The following is a 17772-nucleotide window of genomic DNA, read 5'->3' as shown; positions in this document are numbered from 1 at the left end:
GGTGAATGCCGCGCAACGCCGGCGCAGCAAGCAGCGCCCTGCCCCCGGTCACCGTGGCTGGCCTTGCGCGCCCAGCCATTGGAAGACCTGCGCAACCATGTCCGAGCGGGCAGGCCCAGCCACGCCCGACAGCCACCAGGTGCTGCCCGGCACACGCGGGTAGCCTGGCAGCATCTGCAGCCGCCCGCTTGCCAGGCTGCCCTCCAGCAACAGGCTGGGCAGGCAAGCGATGCCTTGCGCTGCCAACACGGCATCGAGCACCAGCCGCGCATCGTCATACATGGCGCGCTTGCGAAACTGCGCCAGGGGCCCCAGAAAAAGCGGCGCCGTGGCCTCGGAAGTAAGGCTTTCTTCCAGGCACACCATATCGGCATGCAGGTGGTGCTGCGCCTGCGGGATGCGGCCCAGCTTCTGGGCGATCCCCGCATCGGCCACCAGCAGCCACTCGTCCTGCAGCAGGGGCTGCTCCTGCAAGCCCGGCTGCAACAGCGGCCTGCGGCTGATGGCAATGTCCACATCGATCTCATCGACAAAGCGGGCGCTCTCGTCGGCCGACAGCACCAGGCTCAGCCCGGGCAGCAGCGCATGCAGCTCGGGCAGCCGGGGCTGCAGCCAGCCGCGCAACAGCGGCGCGGGGCAGACCAGGGACACGAGGCCCGGATCGAGGTAAGTGCCAATGCGCTCCACGCCGCTGCGCAGCACGCTGAGCGAGCGCTGAACGCTGCGCAGCAGCACCTCGCCTGCGATGGTCAACTCCACACCGCGCCCCGCACGCCGAAACAGCGGCTGCATCAGCTGCGCTTCCAGCTGCTGCACCTGGTGGCTGATAGCAGACTGGGTCACATGCAGCTCATCCGCTGCGCGCGAGAAACTGCCGAGCCGGGCAGCGGCCTCAAAGCCCATCAACAGCTTCATCGAAGGGATACGCGGCTCAGACATATGAGAACTATTAATGAATCAGCGTAAATCTTATCATTTGATCTCATACATAGTGCCATCCACAATGCGACCTGAACCGAACATTCGGCAACGCAACCGCTTCGGACAGGAGCCATTGGAAAAGTGATGAAGACAGGTCAAGATGTGATGCGCGATGGCGCGAACGACCCCATGGGAGCCAACACCATGCAACGACGACAATTTCTCTCGGCCGGCACCACGCTGGTCGCTGGCGCTACGGCAGGCATGCCAGCGCAGTCGGCGCCCGCTGCAGACAGCCAAGGGCGCATGCCCGATGAAGGCGAGCGCCATGCTGCCACCTGGATGGCCTTTGGTGCCAGTGACGCGATCTGGGGCCGCCGGCTGAAGGCGGGCGCACAGGCCAACCTGGCGCTGATTGCCCAGACCATTGCCCAGATGGAGCCGGTGCAGATGCTGGTCAACGCCCAGGACTACGACCTGGCCGCGCGCCTGTGCGGCAGCAAGGTCAAACTGCTGGTGCAAGACATCGATGACCTGTGGATGCGGGACACCGGCCCGGTATTTGTGAAGAAGGCAGGCAGCGGGCTTGCCGGGGTCGGTTTCAACTTCAATGGCTGGGGCCGCAAGCAATCCCACCACCATGATGCCAAGGTGGCAGCCTTTGTTGCCGGTACGGCAGGGGTGCCCTTGCTGAAAAGCAGCCTGGTCCTCGAAGGCGGCGGCATCGAAGTGGACGGCCAGGGCACTGCCATCATCACCGAGAGCTGCGTGCTCAACGCCAACCGCAATCCCGGCCTCAGCAAGGCGCAGTGCGAGCAGGAATTGCAGCGGGTGCTGGGGATCGACAAGGTGATCTGGCTGCCCGGCCTTGCCGGCCACGACATCACCGATGGCCACACCGACTTCTATGCCCGCTTCTGCGCGCCCGGGGTCGTGGTTGCCGGTGTGGACAATGACAGGTCCTCGCCAGAATATGCGGTCACCCAGCGCCACCTGGCCATCCTCCGCAAGGCGACGGACGCGCGGGGCCGCCCCTTGCAGGTGCTGCGCATGCCGGGGCCTGACGAGGTCCGGCCGCAGTATGAGAACAAGGATTTTGCGGCAGGCTATATCAATTTTTACGTCTGCAACGGCGCGGTGATCAGCCCGGAGTTTGGCGATAGCCGCGCTGACCGCAACAGCCGCGCCCTCTTGCGCGAACAGTTCCCGGGGCGCGAGATTGTGCAGCTCAATATCGACGCCATCGCGGCGGGCGGCGGCGGCATCCACTGCACCACGCAGCAGCAACCGGCCTGAGCAGTGACCGCGCTGGCCCCGGCTACACCAGCGCCGGAGCGTCCTCGCGCAGCTGGAAGACATTGCCCTCGCAGTCCATCGCATTGCAGGCGCTGTAGCCCGGGCCGGTCCAGGCTTCGTGGAACATCGCGCCACCCAGGCTGCTGGCGCGCGCGCCGGCATCCTGCAGCGATGGCACGCTGACAAAGAACTTCAGCGCCACGTTCTCGCGGCGCTGGGGTGGCGTGCTGATGTGGATGCGCTCGGCGATCTCGGCCGGGATCGCATGCAGCTCCAGCTGGAAGGCGGCAGATGCCAGCGCCACCCAACCAGGCAGACGGTGCTGCTCCTGCAGGCCCAGCACCTGCGTATAAAACTGCGCCACGCGCTCGATATCCTTGACGTACAGCACCACGCCAGCCTGGCCCTTTGCGGACATAGAAAGCTCCTTAGAACAAGCACACCCAAAGCGGTCACTCTAGCGTTTTTACTTGATCCCTGCCCGCATAAAGCTCTGCACAAACTGGCGCTGGAACAGGATAAAGCCAATCAGCAGCGGCCCCGAAGTCATCAAGGTGGCGGCGGTGATGGTGGACCAGTCCACGCCCTGCTCCACGCTGGAAAACACCTGCAGGCCAACGGTGAGCGGGCGCGATTCCACGCTGTTGGTGATGATCAACGGCCAGAGAAAGTTGTTCCAGTGAAAGCTCACCGACACCAGCGCAAAGGCCGTGTAGACCGGCCGGGCCAGCGGCACATAGACGCGCCAGAGAATCTGCAAGGTGCAGGCCCCTTCGACACGCGCGGCCTCGTCCAGCTCCTTGGGGATGCCCATAAAGGTCTGGCGCAGCAAAAAGATCGCAAAGGCCGAGGCAAAGTACGGCAGGCCAATCGCAAACAAGGTATCGACCAGGCCCAGCCGGGCCATGGTCTGGTAGTTCTCCACCAGCAGGATGTCGGGCATGATCATCAGCTGCACCAGCACCAGCGCAAAGGCGATGTTCTTGCCCCGGAACTGGTAGCGCGCAAAGGCAAAGGCCGCCAGGGTGGACAGCACGAGCTGCGCCGCCAGGATCAGGGCCACCAGCAAGCTGGTGTTCAGAAAGTAGCGCGCAAACGGTGCCGCATCCCAGGCCTTGCGGAAGTTCTGCAAGGTCCAGGGGGCACTCAGGTCAAAACGGATCGCGTAGTCGCTGGGGTGGAAGGCCGTCCAGAACGCATAGGCCAGCGGCAAAATCCACAGCAGCGCCAGCAGCCAGGCGGCAACGGTGTCCAGCCAGGTGTGGCGGTAGATGACGGCAGGGGCTTGGCTGCGGCTCATTGGTAGTGCACCTTCTTGTCCAGCACAAAGAACTGGAACAGCGCCACGCTGGAGAGCACCACCACCAGCACCACGGTGATGGCCGCTGCGTATGCGGTATCCCAGAACTTGAAGCCCACCTCATAGAGGTGGTAGAGCAGCAAGGTGGTCGCATTGTCCGGGCCGCCCCGGGTCAGGATAAACACATGGTCGACCAGGCGGAAGGCATTGATCACCGCATTGACCAGCACAAACACCGTGGTGGGCATCAGCAGCGGCCACTGCACGCGGCGGAAAAAGTACCAGCGCGATGCGCCCTCAATGGCGGCGGCCTCCTTCAGGCTGGGGTTGAGCGTTTGCAGCGCCGCCAGGTAGAAGATCATGAAAAAGCCCGCTTCCTTCCACACCGCCACCAAGGTGATGGCCCCCAGCGCGGTCGACGGGCTGCCCAGCCAGTTGTGCGAAGGCAGGCCCAGCGCGCCGGTGACCTGCTCCAGCAGGCCGTACTGCGGCGTGTAGAAGAACAGCCAGATATTGGCCACCGCAATCATCGGCAGCACCGTGGGTGTGAAATAGGCCATGCGCACAAAAGTGCGGCCTGCGATGCGCTCGTTCACCCAGACCGCCATCAAGAGCGCCAGGCCGATGGAGGCGGGAATCGTGGCCGCCGCAAACCAGAGGTTGTTGCGCACCGCCTGCCAGAACACCGGGTCATCGGCCATCGCCTGGTAGTTCTCGACCCCCACCCACACCGCCGCACGCGCCCCCTTGGGGGTGGAATAAAAACTGTCGATGAAGGTCGCCACGGCCGGCCAATGGGTAAAGGCGACCAGCAGCACCAGCGCAGGTAGCAGCAGCAGCCAGGCGTGGATGCTGCGCTGGCCGCTGCCGGCAATGGACGAGGAAGAGGCGCTCATGCGTTGGGTTCTCTCAACCGGGCTGGGGCCTTGCCCCAACCCTGGCCCGGCATGGCCTGCAAGCAGGCCATGCCGGGTGGGGACGTTACTGGTAGCTGCGCAGGATGCGATCCGCTTCCTTCTGCGCATCCTTCATCGCCTGCGCCGAGGTCTTGGTGCCGTTCAGCGCGGCCTGCACGGCATCGTTCAACACCTTGGTCACGCGCTGGTTGTCATGCGTGGAGAACTCGGCCACCGAGACGGGCAGCTGGTCGCGGGCCACCAGGGCCTGCGGGAAATCCTGGCCGTACTGCTTCAGGATCGGCGTGTCATAGGCGGCGGGCGATACGGCCACATAGCCGCTGTCCATGCTCCACTGCGCAGCGCGTTCGGGCTGGGTCACCCACTTGGCAAATTCGAAAGCGGCCTGCTGCTGCTCCTTGGGTGCCTTCTTGAAGATGTAGAAATTGCCGCCACCGGTGGGCGAGCCACCCTTGCGCACATGGCCTGCAATCTGGCCAACCCCGAAATCAAACTTGGCGTTGGCCTTGATATTGGTCAGGTTGCCGGTGGTGGTGACGATGATCGCGGCCTTCTTTTCCATGAAGTCCTTGGGCGTCGTGCCCCACTCGATCACGCCCTTGGGGTGCACGCCTTCCTTGGTCAGGTTGACCCAGTAGTCCAGCGCCTCGATCACCTTGGGATTGTCAAAGCTCACCTTGGTACCCGCCTCGTTGGCCAGCAGCACATCGTTGGGGGTGGTCAGGGTCTGCAGCATCCAGTAGGCAAAGCCAGTCGACGGGATCTGGATGCCGTACTGGGTGACGTTGCCACTGGCGTCTTTCTTGGTGAGCTTCTTGGCCGCCTCGCTCAGCTCCTTCCAGGTGGCAGGGGCCTTGTTCGGGTCCAGGCCGGCTTCCTTGAAGGCGTCCTTGTTGTAGTACATCACCACGGTGGAGCGCTGGAAAGGCACGCCCCAGGTCTTGCCACCCGTCTGGCTGTTGGCCATGAAGGCGGGGTAGAAGCCCTTGAGCCAGGCCTTGTCGGCATCGGTCTTGGCAAAGTCGTCGATCGGCACGATCGCGTCTTCATCGATCAGCGTGAACATGTCGGTCGACAGCAGCACCGAGGTGGCCGGCGCCTTGCCCGACTTGTTGGCAGTGAGCGCCTTGACGATGGTTTCCTGGTAGGTGCCCGCGTAGATCGGCGTGATCTTGTACTGCGGATGCGCCTTGTTGAAGTCATTCGCATAGCCGTCGATCACCTTGGTGATCGGACCGCCCACGGCCACCGGGTAGTAGAAAGGCACTTCCAGCGGATCGGCGGCATGCGCGATGCCCGCACCCAGGCCCAGCATGGCGACGGCCGATGCGGCCAGGGTCTTCAAAAAGATATTGCGTTGCACGGAATCACTCCTCGGGTTATGCGCCTGCCTGCAGGCGCTGCACAAACAGTTCAGTCAAAGAAAAGGGGGTTGCCTGCCTCAGGCCATGCGCTGGCCATGGGCATCGAAGAAATGCATGTCCTCCGCGCGCCAGGCCAGGCGCAGCACCTGCCCCACAGCCACTGCCTGCTGGCCGGGTGCGCGCACCGTGATCTGCTCGCTGCCAATCGCGCAGCGCAGCACCGTATCGGCGCCCAGGTATTCCAGGCTGCTCACCTGCGCATCCACGCCTTCGGTAGCCAGGCACTGCACGGCCTCAGGCCGCAGGCCCAACGCAGCAGCACCGGCCGGCGCAGCCACCTGCACCTGGCTGCCGGCAATCGCGCCGCCGCTGAGCTGGACCAGGTTCATCGCCGGCGTGCCAATAAAGCGCGCGGCAAAGCGGCTGGCCGGGCGGGCATACATCTCGCGCGGGGTCGCGCATTGCTCGACCCGGCCCTGGTGCAGCAGCACCACCTGGTCGGCCATGCTCATCGCTTCGGTCTGGTCATGGGTGACATAGACCACCGTGAGCCCCAGGCGCTGCTGCAGCTCGCGCAGCTCGGCACGCATCTCCTGGCGCAGCTGCGCGTCCAGGTTCGACAGCGGCTCGTCCATCAGGCAGACATGGGCCTGGGCCACCAGGGCCCGGCCCAGCGCCACGCGCTGCTGCTGGCCGCCCGAGAGCTGGCCTGGCTTGCGCTCCAGCAACTGCGCCAGGCCCAGCAGCTCGGCCGCATCCTTCAAACGTTTGTCGGCCTCGGCCTTGGGCACCTTGCGCACTGCCAGGCCAAAGCCCATGTTCTCGGCCACCGACAGATGCGGAAACAGCGCATAGTTCTGGAACACCATCGCGATGCCGCGTTGCGCTGGCGGCAGCTGCGTCACATCGCGCCCCCCAATCAGCACCTGGCCGGCGCTGGCGGTCTCCAGCCCTGCAATGATGCGCAGGGTCGTCGATTTGCCGCAGCCCGAGGGGCCCAGCAGCACGCAAAAGCTGCCCGGCGCGATCTGCAGATCGACCGCATGCAGCGCCGTGGTGCTGCCCCAGGATTTGGCAACCTGCCGTAACTCAATGCTTGACATCGCGCCAGTGTATGAAAGCACGGTGACAATTTGTTTACAAGCTTTCCCTTAGCTGACGCTGCGCTCCAGGGGCGGTGGGTCTATCCACCCCCGAGATTGGCTTACAACCATGACAGATGCTGCGGTGCAGCAGTGTTCGGCGCTCCCTGCGCTTACAGCCAGCGCGCAATCCCCGCCGCCAGCAGGCTCAGCACCACGGTCGTCGCAATCGGCAGCCACAGGGTTCTGCCAAACAGCCGAATCTCGAAATCGCCCGGCAGCCGCCCCAGCCCCAGTTTGCGCAGCAGCGCGGCAAAGCCGTTGAGCAGCAGCAGCGCGAGGAAAATGACAATCAGCCAGCGGATCATCGCAGCGCCTCCGGCAGGTGAATGGGTCGCGAAGCCATCATGCGGCGCAGTAGACCTGCTCGCCGGCAATCCAGGTGGCTTGCACGCGCAGGCTGCCAATGTCGGCGGTGGGCACCGTGAAGATATCGCGGTCCAGCACCGCAAAGCTGGCTTCAAAGCCGGGGGCGATCTGGCCGAGCTGGCCCTCGAACGGCGACAGGCTGGCAGCGCGTGCGGTGTAGAGCAGCAGGGCCTGCGGCACGGTCAGCGCCTGGCTGTCCACAATCGGGGCGCCGTTGTAGGCGCGGCGCTGCACGGCAGCCTGGATGGAGACAAAGACATTGTCCGGATCGGCCCAGGTGGTGGCCGGGGCGTCGGACGACAGCGCCACATGGTCGATCTCGTCATAGAAGGTCTTGAGCGCGTAGGACTGGTCAAACTCGGAATCAACCAGGTTCTCGGTATAGGCCTCGTACTCGGCAAACATAAAGATGATCTGCGTGGCCACGCCCCACTGCATCGGCATCGCATTCATCTGCGCGATCTGCGCGGGCTTGAGCAAGGTGGCATGCTCCAAGCGTACCGAGGGCACGCCCGCAGGCAGCCAGGGCTTTTTATCGGCAAAGAAGTCGATCACCAGCTGCAGGGCCGCATCGCCCATCGCATGCACCGCCATCTGCGCTCCGTTGGCCACTGACCATGCATAGGCCTGCGCCAGCGCCGCGCTGCTGAGCAAGGACATGCCAAACAGGCTGCCCGTGTGCTTGTAGGCGCAGCTGCACCAGGCCGTCTTGCCGGAGATGGAGCCATCGGCAAACAGCTTGATGCCGGCAATCTTGATGCGGCCCTCCTTTTGCGCGGCCTGCAGCCCTGCCGACAGATCGCCCTTGCAGGGCTCCCAGGAGAAATACAGTGCCGCCTGCTGCTTGAAGCCGGCCTGGGCAGCATCGCGGTAGACATCGAGGTGGTGGAAGGGCTGGGTGAAGGCCATCATGTCGGTCACCGCGACAATGCCGCGCTCGCTAAAGCGCTGCGAGGTGCGCGCGAGGCTCCCCACCGCCTGCGCATAGTCCAGCACCGCCTTGGCGCGCTGCACCACGCTGTTGGCCGCCAGCTCGGTCAGCACGCCATTGGGCGTGCCATCGGCATCGCGGCCAAAGTGGCCCCCGATGGGGTCGGGCGTGTCCTTGCCAATGCCCGCCAGCGCCAGCGCACGGCTGTTGCAGATACCCGAATGGCAGTCGGAGCGGCCCACATAGACCGGCTGCGTGGTCGATACCAGATCCAGGTCATGGCGCGTGGGCGTGCGCCCTTCCTTCAGCTTGGACTCGTCATAGCCCCAGCCCTCAATCCAGTCGTTGGGCCCCAGCCCCGCCTTGGGGTGGCTCTTCAACGCCGCAATCAGCCCCGGAATGTCTTCAACCAGCGGCACCGTGCAAGGCACTGCATCGACGATCTGCGACAAAAAGGTGGGATGCGTATGCACATCGATAAAGCCCGGCACCACTGTGCGCCCCTGCAAATCCACCTGCTGGTCGGCCGCCGGCTGCGACGCATCGCCCACATGCCCCACCCAGGCAATCTTGCCGTCTGCGACCACAAAAGCCGAGGCGAAATCGCTCTCGCTGCGACCGGTAAAAACATGGGCGTTGGTGAACAGACAAGAAGGCATGACAGAGGCTGCAAAAAGCAAAGGCGGCAAAGAAGCCGCCATTGTCGGCGATTGCAGTAACCACCCAACGAACCTAACGCGTTGGCCGTTCAAAACAGCAACCCAAGCAGCAAGCGCAGCGCCTGAACCGCCACATCCAATGGCGAGATGGGTGCGTAGGCGCGACGTCGGGGGCGCAGACAATACGCCTGTATGGCAAGCCCCCGCAACAAAGCCTACGCGCCCATATCGCCACCCCCAAACGATGACTGCCAGCGCCCCAGCCAAAAACAGCATCGCCAGGGCAAAGGTTCGCCACAGCCAATCACCCACCGCATTGGACTTCAAAACAACCACCCCAGCAGCAAGCGCAGCGCCTGAACCGCCACATCCAATGGCGAGATGGGCGCGTAGGCGCGACGTCGGGGGCGCAGACAATACGCCTGTATGGCAAGCCCCCGCAACAAAGCCTACGCGCCCATATCGCCACCCCAAAACGAAAACTACCAACGCCCCAGCCAAAGAAAGCACCGCCAGAGCATTCACCCCCCAACGCATAACCAGACAAACCACAAAAAGAAAAAGCCACCCGAAGGTGGCCACTAAGAACTTACACAGGATCCGTATGCCCTGGAGCCCGGTTCAGCATTTGCGTTCGCTTGTCTGCGCTGAGTGACAGATAGCGCTCGTACTGGCGGAGAATATCGGCGATCAACTCCTCGCTGCGCAAGTACTGCACGTCATAGCCCGAGCGCCCATCTTCGAAGAAAGTCACCGGCTCATACATGTAGCGGCGCGCGTTGCTGCCGGCGCTCTCGCGCACCGTGAACGTGGGCATGGTGCGGCGCACGGCGCGCACGCCGTAGACAAAATCGCGCAGCTGCTCGACCGGAACGACCAGGCGTGCTTCGCTGTCGGCATCGCCCTCCAGGCTGTCTTGCACATGCGCCTGCAAGCCCCGCTTTTGCATCTCTGCGGCCACCTCGTTCATCGCAGGCAGCACGGTGGTGCTCAGGAAGCGCTGCACATCGTCCTTGTGCGGCTGGTGCACGATCTGCTCGAGGCGCTTGCGCCAGTGCTGGCCGCTCCAGAAGTTGGTGGCGGGCGCCAGATCGGGCGAGTAATGGGCCAGGTCGGCCACCATGCCGCGCCACAGCCCCACGCACAGCACCAGCATGATGAAGGCCACCGGCAAGGCGGTCACCAGGGTGACGGCCTGCAGGGCGCCCAGGCCGCCGGCGAGCAGCAGCACGATGGAGGTCAGGCCCAGCAGCACGCACCAGAACAGGCGCTGCCAGACGGGCGCCTCGTTGTTGCCACGCGAAGCGATGGAGTTGACCACCAGCGCGCCCGAATCCGCCGAGGTGATGAAGAACACGCCAATCAGCAGCACCGCCAGCCAGGAGACCGGCTTGACCCAGGGCAGGTACTCGAAGAAGCGGAACAGCAAGGCGTCCACATTGGTGGCGGTCTGCGCCAGCGCACCAGCGGCCACATGGCTGTCGGTCCAGATCGCGCTGTTGCCAAAGGCCGTCATCCACAGCAGGTTGAACGCGGTGGGCACCAGCAGCACGCCGATGACGAACTCGCGCACCGTGCGGCCGCGCGAGATGCGCGCGATGAACAGGCCGACAAAGGGTGACCAGCTCACCCACCAGGCCCAGTACAGGATCGTCCAGCCACCAAACCAGCCCTCCTCCCGCGACGGCGCATAGGCGAAGGTGCGCAGCGACATGCCGATAAGGCCCTGCAGGTAGTTGCCGATGTTCTCGCTCAAGGCCTTGAAGATATGCGCGGTGGGGCCGGCGATGATGACAAAGCTCAGCAGCAGCACCGACAGCAGCATGTTGAATTCGCTCAGGCGCCGCACGCCTTTGTCCACGCCCAGCAGCGCAGACAGACTGGCCAGGGTCACCACCACGACGATGACGGCCACCAGGAACCCGGAGGTCTCGGTTTCCCAGCCGGTCAAGGTGTGGATGCCGGCGGCGATCTGGCGCGCGCCATAGCCCAAGGTGGTGGCAATACCGGCAATGGTGCCCACCAGCGCAAACGCATCGACGCCGTGGCCAATGGGGCCGTTGATACGCTCGCGCAGCAGCGGGTACAGGCCCGAACGCATCGTCAGCGGCAGGTTGTAGCGAAAGCCAAAATAGGCCAGCACCAGGCCCATCGTGCCGTAGACCGCCCAGGCATGAAAGCCCCAGTGGAAGAACGTGGCCTCCATCGCCTCGCGCGCGGCAGCGGGCGTGCCCGGCTCCTGTGTGGCCGGGTTGAGGAAATGCTGCAGCGGCTCGCCCACGCCAAAGTACATCAGGCCAATGCCCATGCCGGCGGCAAACAGCATCGACGACCAGGAGACAAAGCTGAACTCCGGCTTGGCGTCATCGGGGCCCAGGCGGATATCGCCATAGCGGCTGGCTGCCAGCACCACCAAAAACAGCAAGAAGGCGCTCAGCGCCATCACATAGAACCAGTCAAAACTGGCCACCACCCAGCGCTGCGCGCCCGAGAACAGGCGGTCTGCGGCATCGGGCGCCAGCACGCAAACAAGCAGCAGGACGCCCAGCACCAGCAGTGCAGGCACCACCACCGGCAGCGACATGGTCGAGCGCTGGCTCGCCTGCGGCCCCTGCGGCGTCTGCGCAGCGGGCTCCGGGGCCGCTGCGCCGGCCTCTGGCGAGAGCGCAGTATCAGAAGAAGAATTGGTCATAGGTCCACCCGTGTTGGGAGCACGCCCCATCCGTCACAGGCGCGCAGCAGCAGCCCTCCGGCCCCCAATGGGCATGATCAGGCACTGCAAAACCTATCAGTATGCAATAGCTGATTGCAAAAATGCTATTTTGACAAGCCGGCAATCTTCAACAATCGCTACAGTCCTACAGCTGCGCCGCTGCTGGCCCGCTGCGCTTGTTGGGATGCGACCACAGCGCCCGCAGCCCGGTGAGCGCATCAGCGCTGCACACCCCAGCGCTTGACGGTGACGCGCTCCAAAGGGTGAAAGCCCAGGTTCTCGACCAAGAGGCCGATGATGATCACCAGGGCCAGCCCGGCAAACACCTGGTCGGTATAGAGCTCGTTGCGGCTTTGGAAGATATACCAGCCCAGGCCGCCCTTGCCCGACGACGCCCCAAACACCAGCTCGGCGGCAATCAGGGTGCGCCAGGCAAAGGCCCAGCCAATCTTGAGGCCCGACAGGATGGACGGCAGCGCAGCTGGCACCAGGATTTGCAGCACATAGCGCGCGCCGCGCAGGCCATAGTTGCGGCCGGCCATGCGCAAGGTCTCGGGCACCGACTGAAAACCGGCATAGGTGGCCAGCGCCAGCGGCCACAGCACCGAATGCACCAGCACCGCCAGCAAGCTGGCCTGCCCCAGGCCCAGCCACAGCAGGGCCAGTGGCAGCAGCGCAATCGCCGGCAGGGGGTTGAACATGCTGGTCAAGGTGGTCAGCACATCGCGCCCCCACTGGCTCGATACCGCCAGCAGCGTCAGCAGCAAGGCCCCGGCCACACCCAGCAGATAGCCTTGCAGCAAGATGCCCAGCGATATCGCCGCCTTGCCCAGCAGCGCGCCATTGCCCAGCTCGCGCAGCAAGGTCGCTGCCGTCTGGCTGAAGGTGGGCAAGAGCAGGTCGTTGTTCTGCCAGCGCGCTGCCAGCTCCCACAGGAGGGCCAGCACCACCAAAATAAGGGCCTTGCGCAAGGCCGGGTGCTGGAGCAAGCGTTTGGCCAGCGGCAAGCGGCGCACCGCCAGGTGTGCCGGGGCATCGGGCAGGGGGTATTCGGCCTCGGGCCGCAGGGGCGGCAGGGCCTTGGCAGCGCCAGGCCAGGCCGTCAGGGGGGTGGATGCCATAGCGGGTCTCTTCTCTCGTGTCAGGCCACGCGGCGCAAGCCGGTGGCAGCGCTGCTGCCGGGGTCGGCGGCGGCGGCGGCGGGGGCGCCAGCGCGGTCTTCGTCAAACAGCAGCCGGTGGATGCGCTGGTGCGCGGCCTCGAACTCGGCGCTGCCGCCGCTCGCCAGGCCAAAGGCATGGGCGTTGATCTCGGCCCGCAAACGCCCGGGATGCGGCGAGAGAATGGCGACGCGGCTGCCCACGACCAGCGCCTCCTCGATCGAATGGGTGACAAACACCAAGGTGAAGCGCAGCTCGTCCCACAGCGCCAGCAGCTCTTCCTGCATGCGCCGGCGCGTCAGCGCATCGAGGGCCGCAAAGGGCTCGTCCATCAGCAGCACCTGCGGGTGCATGGCCAGCGCACGGGCAATGGCCACGCGCTGTTTCATGCCGCCTGATAGCTGGTGCGGGTGCACATCGGCAAAACGGCTCAGCCCCACCTTGTCCAGGTAGAGATCGGCGCGCTCGCGCGCCTCGGCCTTGCTGCAGCGGCGCGAGGCCAGCAGCGGGAACATCACGTTCTCGCGCACCGTCTTCCAAGGCGGCAGCTGGTCAAACTCCTGGAACACCATCACCCGGTCCGGCCCGGGGCCCTCGACCGGTTGGCCAGCCAGGCGGATCGCCCCTTCGCTGACCGGCACAAAACCGGCCATGGCCTTGAGCAGGGTCGATTTGCCGCAACCAGACGCCCCCAGCAGCACAAAGCGCTCGGCCGCATGCACCTGCAGGCTGACCTGGTGGGTGGCACGCAGCACACGCTCGTCGGTCACATAGTCGATGCTGACCTGGTCGACCTCCAGCAAGGCGCTGCCCGCCTGCGCTGCCTGGCTGTGCAAGGTCTGGCTGGGTGCCGATGTTGGGATGGGCGGGGCACGGCTGATCAGGCGGTCGGCCAACTCGGCCTCGGCCAGGCTGGCATAGGGCTCGGCAGCGCTGCGCAGCCAGCTGCCGCGCGACAGCGCAACATCACCCTCCTGCGCAAAAACGTGGGGCCAGCGCATCTCAGCTCCCCCCGGAAATGCGCGGGTCGTCAAAGAAATAGTCGCGCACCGATTCGGGCTTGGTCTTGATCACGCCCACCCGCTGCAGGAACTGGCCCAGGCCCACGGTGTTCTGCGGCTGGATCGTGAACTGCACCTGCGGGTTCTTGATGATCTGCAGGATCAGATTGCGATCGACCTTGCCGCCGCCACCGCTCTTCAAAAAGATATCGGCCGCCTGCTCAGGGTTGGCCTGCACAAAGCGGGCCGATTCATCGAGCGCATCGAGGAAGGCGCGGTAGGTCTTGGGGCTTTCCTGACGGAACTTCTCGGTGGCGTAGAGCACGGTGGACGAGGCCGGCCCACCCAGCACCTCATAGCTGTTGAGCACAATGCGCGCACTGGGGTTGCCAGCCAGCTCCACCTCCTGGAACGGCGGGTTGCCAAAGTGCGCGGTAATCTCGGTGCCGCCCTTGATGATGGCCGCTGCCGCATCAGGGTGCGGCAAGGCCACCTGCAGCTTGTCGAGCCGCTGGTAGTGCTGCTCGCCCCAGAGCTTGGCCGAGGCGTACTGCAGCACGCGCGACTGCACCGAGACGCCGACCGCCGGCGTGGCAATGCGGTCCTTGTCGCTGAAGTCGGCAATCGTCTTGACCTGCGGGTTGTTGCTGACCAGGTAGTAGGGGAAGTTGCCCAGCGACGCCACGCCCTTGACGTTCTGCTTGCCCTTGGTGCGGTCCCAGAGCGTAAAGAGCGGCGCAACGCCGGCGCCGCCAATATCGACATTGCCCGAGAGCAGCGCATCGTTGACCGCCGGGCCGCCGGAGAACTGCAGGTAGCTGACCTTGATGTCCACCCCCTGGGCCTTGCCCTGCTTTTCGATGAACTGCTGGTCCTGCGCCACATTGAGCAGCAAATAGACGATGCCGTACTGCTGCGCAATGCGCAGCTGGCCCTCGGCCGCCTGCGCGCCGCCTGCAGCCACGCCCCAGAGCGCAGCGGTGGCGGCCAGCACGGCTGCCGCATGCTTGCTGGCAGAGCCGAGGCGGGCGCCATGGGCGGCGGCAGCGGGACGGCTGGATGGTGTGGTGGACTGTTTACCGGGCGGCTGGCTGCGCAGCGCCCAAGGATTGCGGATGTTCATAGTGCGTCAAGAGGTATGGCTGGAATCGTTGGGCCGCAGCGCAGCACCACCGCGCTGTGGGAGCGGGTGGGACATCGCTGGGGATGGGCGTCAATCGCCGTTGTCAAGGAGCGGGCAGCGCCGCCGCAATGGCGGGCGCTGGCGATCAACAACAGGCGGCAGCCAGGCTCAGCGACAGCAGAAACAGCGGCTGGTGGCGTTGCGGGCCGGGCAGCCCGGTAGCGCGCAAGGTCGGGGAGGCGGCGTTCATACCGGCACATCCCCCTCGATCGTGGTGCGGTAGAGCTTGCGGCGCTGGCCGGCTGGCACGCCGGTGGCCAGGTGCAGCACCGCGCGGTTGTCCCAAAAGACCAGGTCCCGGTCACGCCAGTGGTGGCGGTAGACAAACTGCGGCTGGGTGCTGTGGGCAAACAGCTCGGCCAGCAGCGCGGCCGAGCGGCCCTCGGGCAGGCCCAGGATGCGGGTGGTGAAATGTTCGCTGACAAACAAGGACTTGCGGCCGGTCTGCGGATCGGTGCGCACCACCGGGTGCACGGCGGGCTTGACCTCGGCCACCTGCGCAGCAGTGAGCGCAGGGCGGAAGGCATTGCGCTCGCGCAGTGCCTCATATTTGAGCAAATAGCTGTGTTCGGCCAGCAAACCGACCAGCTGCTGCTTGAGGGTGTAGGGCAGCGCCTCGTAGGCCGCGACCTGGTCGGCAAACAAGGTGTCCCCACCGACCTCGGGCAGCTCTTGCGCATGCAACAGCGAGCCCATCGCAGGCTGGGGCTTGTAGGACAGGTCGGAGTGCCAGTAGGCCCCGGCATCGCCCAGGCCCACGGGCTGGCCGTTTTCAATGATGTTGGAGACGATCAGAATCTCATCATGGCCCGGCAGCTGGTAGTTGCGCAGCACATGGCGCTGCAGCGGCCCAAAGCGGCGGCTGAAGGCAATCTGCTCGGCCGGGCTGATGCGCTGGTTGCGGTAGACCACCACACTGTGGTCCTGGTGCGCCTGCTGCAGCCGGGCAAAGTCGTCCGGGCCCAGCGGGCGGGACAGGTCCAGGCCTACCACCTCCACCCCCAGGCGGGTCTGGGCGCCCGCGGGCTGCTGGATGGGGCGCAGGCTGAAGGCCTGCGTGGTGCCAGCGGCGCTGCCCGCCTGGCTGGCGCTGTCGGGCACCGGGCGGCGGAAGAAAAACGGATGGGCAGTCAGAACATCAAACAGCGCGGACATGGCAGCTTTCCTTGGCGGACCAGTGATAGGCCCACTGTAGAAGGCGCGCTGCAATCAGAAAACGAATGAAAACGCGTATCTTTATGCGCAAACCGATGAAGGGTGCTGCTGCGCTGCTGTTTTGTCTGCTGTCATCAGGCCGTCATGCAGCGCCGCCATGATCGCAGTCTGTCGGTGCAGCACAAGCCAGCCTGCATGCCCCGTGCCGGGCGCGACCAGATCGGACGCACCGGGCGGCGGGCATGTGTCAGGGCTTGGCACCGGCAGCCATCTTTTAGCGACCCGCCTCTGCGGGGCCGACCTCACCCAGTCCCACCCTGCCCCCTCTCTGCCCTGGTGCCAGCGGCTAGGGATGCTCTGCAAAACCCTCGCCAAGCGGGATGGACGCGGATCGGGATGAGGCGCAAGGCGTCTTTTGCAGTCAATAGCTGTAGCTATTGACAAGGAAGACAACGCAGTGGATCGCCAGAGACCGCGTTCAGACCACGGCAGGGATTTTTGCAGAGGGTCCCTAGAGCCGGTGCATGCGGTCGCCCTGCACAAAGCCCGCTGGCTCCCAGACGGCCACACCCTTGCTCAGCATGATGGCCTTGAAGAACTCGCCCATCTCGTGCTCCATCATCAGCTTGGCTGCCTTGCTGCGGGCAATCACTTCGAGCTGGTCCAGCTTGGCAGCCAGACCGCAGTTGATCAGGAAGTGGGCCTGGCTGGTGTAGCCCAGCACATCCATGCCGGCATCCTGGGCGGCCACCGCAATGCCGGTGAAGTTCACATGGGCGGTGATGTCTTTCAGCCCCACCAGCACCAGCGGGTCACTGTCGACCTGGTGCAGATGGTGGCAGACCAGGGTGCCCATGTGGCGCTGCGGGTGGTAGTACTCCGATTCGCCAAAGCCATAGTCGATCAGCAGCACCGCGCCGCGCGTGATGCGGTCGGCCAGCGTCGCGACAAAGGCTTCGCCCTGCGGGTGGATCTCGGTCAGGTACTCGGCCTCCAGCGGCAGCTCCGGCTCCACCGGCGGGCGCAGGTGGGTGGGGCGCTGGCCCCAGCCAAAGCGCAGATCGTCGCCCTCGGCGCTCGCCACGACCACGCCGCGCTCCTGCCACACACCCTGCTGGCGCAGCAAAAGCTTGACTGGCATCGCATCGAGCACCTCGTTGCCGACGACCACGCCCTGCATCTGCGCGGGCAGGCTGTCGGCCCACTGCACCTGGTCGCCAAAGCGGGCCAGGCGCTCTTGCTGGCGCAGGCGCAGGCTGCCCGAGACATCGACAATCGTGTAGCGCGTGCAGGCGGGGCCCAGGGTGGACAGCAGCTGCTCGGCCAGCGCACCGGTGCCGGCGCCAAACTCCCAGACCTCGCTGGTCTGGGTATGGGCAAAGGCATCCTGCACCTGGGCGGCCACCAGCTCGCCAAACACCGGCGAGAGCTCGGGCGCGGTGACAAAGTCGCTGCCCTCCTCGGGCATGACGCCAAACTTGCTGCGGTCATTGGCGTAGTAGCCCAGGCCGGGCTCGTACAGCGCCATGCGCATGAAGTCATCAAACGGGATCCAACCGCCGGCCTGGGCAATAGCCTCAGCCATGCGCTTGGCCAGCACAGTCGTTAAACTAGAGGGTTCTGTATTCACCCCCCTATTGTCGCCGCTTGCTGAGCGCTTG

At 65.0% G+C, this 17772-nt stretch carries 15 protein-coding genes; 1 reads left to right on the top strand and 14 read right to left on the bottom strand.

Annotation, left to right across the window (positions count from 1 at the left end):
* Window positions 1-48: 48 nt before the first annotated feature.
* Window positions 49-939: a LysR family transcriptional regulator gene (locus WH265_RS15150; protein WP_339558818.1), complete on the bottom strand. Its 891-nt coding sequence runs from the start codon at window positions 937-939 to the stop codon at window positions 49-51.
* 126 nt (window positions 940-1065) lie between these two features.
* On the opposite strand from WH265_RS15150, the gene WH265_RS15145 reads away from it, so the two are divergent.
* Entirely contained in the window at window positions 1066-2217 is a 1152-nt protein-coding gene (locus tag WH265_RS15145) for an agmatine deiminase family protein (protein WP_339558817.1), read from the top strand.
* Window positions 2218-2239: 22 nt separating this feature from the next.
* On the opposite strand, the gene WH265_RS15140 is transcribed toward WH265_RS15145, so the two are convergent.
* The 13 genes from WH265_RS15140 to WH265_RS15080 all read right to left on the bottom strand — a co-directional run bounded on the left by WH265_RS15140 (window position 2240) and on the right by WH265_RS15080 (window position 17696).
* On the bottom strand, window positions 2240-2635 hold the full coding sequence (locus WH265_RS15140) for a VOC family protein (protein WP_339558816.1): 396 nt from the start codon (window positions 2633-2635) through the stop codon (window positions 2240-2242).
* Between the two features lie 48 nt (window positions 2636-2683).
* Complete coding sequence (locus tag WH265_RS15135) at window positions 2684-3517, bottom strand: carbohydrate ABC transporter permease (protein WP_339558815.1); 834 nt, start codon at window positions 3515-3517, stop codon at window positions 2684-2686.
* Complete coding sequence (locus WH265_RS15130) at window positions 3514-4413, bottom strand: carbohydrate ABC transporter permease (RefSeq protein WP_116926658.1); 900 nt, start codon at window positions 4411-4413, stop codon at window positions 3514-3516. The genes WH265_RS15135 and WH265_RS15130 overlap by 4 nt, the downstream gene beginning before the upstream one ends.
* Window positions 4414-4498: 85 nt before the next feature.
* On the bottom strand, window positions 4499-5749 hold the full coding sequence (locus tag WH265_RS15125; RefSeq protein ID WP_445228541.1) for an ABC transporter substrate-binding protein: 1251 nt from the start codon (window positions 5747-5749) through the stop codon (window positions 4499-4501).
* Between the two features lie 126 nt (window positions 5750-5875).
* Window positions 5876-6901 carry an ABC transporter ATP-binding protein gene (locus tag WH265_RS15120; RefSeq protein ID WP_339558813.1) on the bottom strand — a complete coding sequence of 342 codons (1026 nt, stop codon included), beginning with the start codon at window positions 6899-6901 and terminating at the stop codon, window positions 5876-5878.
* Window positions 6902-7053: 152 nt separating this feature from the next.
* Window positions 7054-7248, bottom strand: a complete 195-nt coding sequence (locus WH265_RS15115; protein WP_021028510.1) for a DUF2905 family protein — start codon at window positions 7246-7248, stop codon at window positions 7054-7056.
* A 37-nt stretch (window positions 7249-7285) separates the two neighbouring features.
* Window positions 7286-8899 (bottom strand): amidohydrolase, encoded by a 1614-nt coding sequence (locus WH265_RS15110; protein ID WP_339558812.1) that lies wholly within the window; start codon window positions 8897-8899, stop codon window positions 7286-7288.
* Window positions 8900-9488: 589 nt separating this feature from the next.
* A complete protein-coding gene (locus WH265_RS15105) occupies window positions 9489-11483 on the bottom strand; it encodes a BCCT family transporter (protein WP_239645056.1) in 1995 nt (664 codons plus the stop codon).
* Window positions 11484-11830: 347 nt separating this feature from the next.
* The gene (locus WH265_RS15100; protein WP_312986979.1) at window positions 11831-12733 is read right to left on the bottom strand and encodes an ABC transporter permease; all 903 of its coding nucleotides are present in this window, start codon (window positions 12731-12733) and stop codon (window positions 11831-11833) included.
* A 20-nt stretch (window positions 12734-12753) separates the two neighbouring features.
* Window positions 12754-13773 (bottom strand): ABC transporter ATP-binding protein, encoded by a 1020-nt coding sequence (locus tag WH265_RS15095; RefSeq protein ID WP_339558811.1) that lies wholly within the window; start codon window positions 13771-13773, stop codon window positions 12754-12756.
* A gap of 1 nt (window position 13774) precedes the next feature.
* Window positions 13775-14896: an ABC transporter substrate-binding protein gene (locus WH265_RS15090; RefSeq protein WP_339558810.1), complete on the bottom strand. Its 1122-nt coding sequence runs from the start codon at window positions 14894-14896 to the stop codon at window positions 13775-13777.
* 246 nt (window positions 14897-15142) lie between these two features.
* Window positions 15143-16111, bottom strand: a complete 969-nt coding sequence (locus WH265_RS15085) for a TauD/TfdA dioxygenase family protein (protein WP_021028516.1) — start codon at window positions 16109-16111, stop codon at window positions 15143-15145.
* A gap of 511 nt (window positions 16112-16622) precedes the next feature.
* On the bottom strand, window positions 16623-17696 hold the full coding sequence (locus WH265_RS15080) for a class I SAM-dependent methyltransferase (RefSeq protein ID WP_339558809.1): 1074 nt from the start codon (window positions 17694-17696) through the stop codon (window positions 16623-16625).
* Window positions 17697-17772: the final 76 nt, after the last annotated feature.

The sequence above is a fragment of the Comamonas sp. MYb396 genome, assembly GCF_037479555.1.
Lineage (GTDB): Bacteria > Pseudomonadota > Gammaproteobacteria > Burkholderiales > Burkholderiaceae_C > Comamonas.
The sequence above is the reverse complement of the archived record's forward strand: the minus strand, read 5'-3'. Positions and strand labels throughout refer to the sequence as shown.